The 1778-nt window shown below is 48.1% G+C and carries 1 pseudogene; it reads right to left on the reverse strand.

The window, feature by feature from the left end:
- Positions 1–1778 (reverse strand): annotated as a pseudogene (locus KDN35_RS19695) (Wall-associated protein); the annotation flags it as partial.

Genomic DNA, 1778 nt, shown 5'->3' on the forward strand with positions numbered 1-1778 from the left:
ATCGCCAACAGCTGGCCGTTTTCTCCGTATACATATGATTGTACCACAGTTCCGCTTGTGTCGGTTTCGTAGAGAACGTTGAGGCTGTCGCCTTGGTAGTGGTAGTTCGTCACCACGCCATTGACGGTCTTTTGAATGCGGCGGCCGTCTTCATCATATTGGTAGGTCACAAACGGCGTGCTTTCGCCTTTTCTTGTAACGGAAACCAATTGATCGGCTTCGTTCCATTCATATTGGTACTCACCGTCTTCGACCCGGTTGCCGTTCGCGTCATACATGATCATTTCATCACCGAAACGAACCAATTGATTCGCCGCATTATAATCGGCCGTCGTCGTCGTCGATGATCCGTCTTTCGTTTTCACGACTTTCGTCCGGTTCCCGAATCCATCGTACGTATACTCGATCGTCGTTCCATCTGGACGTTGTTCGGTCTTCAACTGATCGAACTCATCATAGCTGTACACCGTGACGTCCCCGTTCGACGTTTCGATGCGGGTTCGGTTGCCGTTTTCGTCGTAACGGTACGTTTCCGCCAATAACTCGGTTCCGTTCGCCGTTCCCACCACCAGACTGTTCACCAAGCCGCGGTCGTCATACGTAAAGGTGGCACCCGCTTCATTTCCGGTGGTAAACGTGCGAACATGGCCTCTTTCGTCATAATCCAAACGGTACGTATACGTTCCATCTTGAACAACCGTATTTTGATCCAACGCGTTGTATTGGTAGGTGACGGTTTGGCTAAATGATCCGTGCGAGAACAGGAACTGTTGCAATTTATCCGAGGTGGTCGGATACGTCCATTTTTGGACTCCGCCGCGGTCGGATTGCTCTGTCACACGGTTCTTCTCATCAAACTTTCTAGTCTTCGTCGTGCCGTCTTTTAAGTATTGAACCGAAAGTTCATTCCCATTTTTATCATAACTAAATTCGTAATACGGGACGTTGTTGTAGGAAATGGTTTTGACTCGTTCCGTTCCGTCGTACGTCCATTGAATCGTATTTCCTTTCGGCAAGACGGTTTTGATTTTATTGCCGTTGGCATCATACTCATTGGTTGTTACGTCATTTAATGGACCAACCGTTTTCAGGAGTTTTCCCGTCTTATCATACGAATAGGTAAATCCTTGTGACGGACCGCTGCTCGTTTGAATGACTTTCGAAGTCATATTGCCGTTCAAGTCATAATCATAGTGGACAGACGTTCCGTTCGCCAATAGGAGTTGTTTTAAACGATTGGATGGGTCATACTTGTACTGTTTTTGATGTCCCTTCTCATCATATTCACTTAACAGATTTCCTACCGCATCATAGCTCTTTTTCGTGACATACCCGGCTTCATCTGTTTCTTCCTCCACATAGTTGCCTTTGGCGTCATACTTGTTTTTCGTGACAACGTTTCCTTCCATTAAGCGAATGGCGTCAAACCAGACCGTTCCGGTGTAATTGCCGCGGAAGACAGCGGATAGGTCGATTTTATCCATTGGCTTGGAAGGCTGAATCGAAACGGCGGCACGGTTCCACTCTTGCGTGCCGATCGGAAAATCTGCCGTATACGTTTGGGTCGTTCCGTCGACAAAATACGCTTTCGCGGTAATCGAATAATCGCTTGGGCTCACGGTTCCATTGGCTTTGACATCCTGCGCTTTGGAAAGACCGGTGAGTGTCAGACGAAGCGGCGTATCACTCGAAGTTTGCCCTACGATCACGGTCTGCTTATATTCACTCGCGGACTGCGTGGTGCTCGTTCTCGATACTTTGAGGGAGTAAGACCCATC

Origin of the sequence: Brevibacillus sp. NL20B1, from assembly GCF_018195675.1 — a bacterium.
GTDB classification, from domain to species: domain Bacteria; phylum Bacillota; class Bacilli; order Brevibacillales; family Brevibacillaceae; genus Brevibacillus; species Brevibacillus aydinogluensis.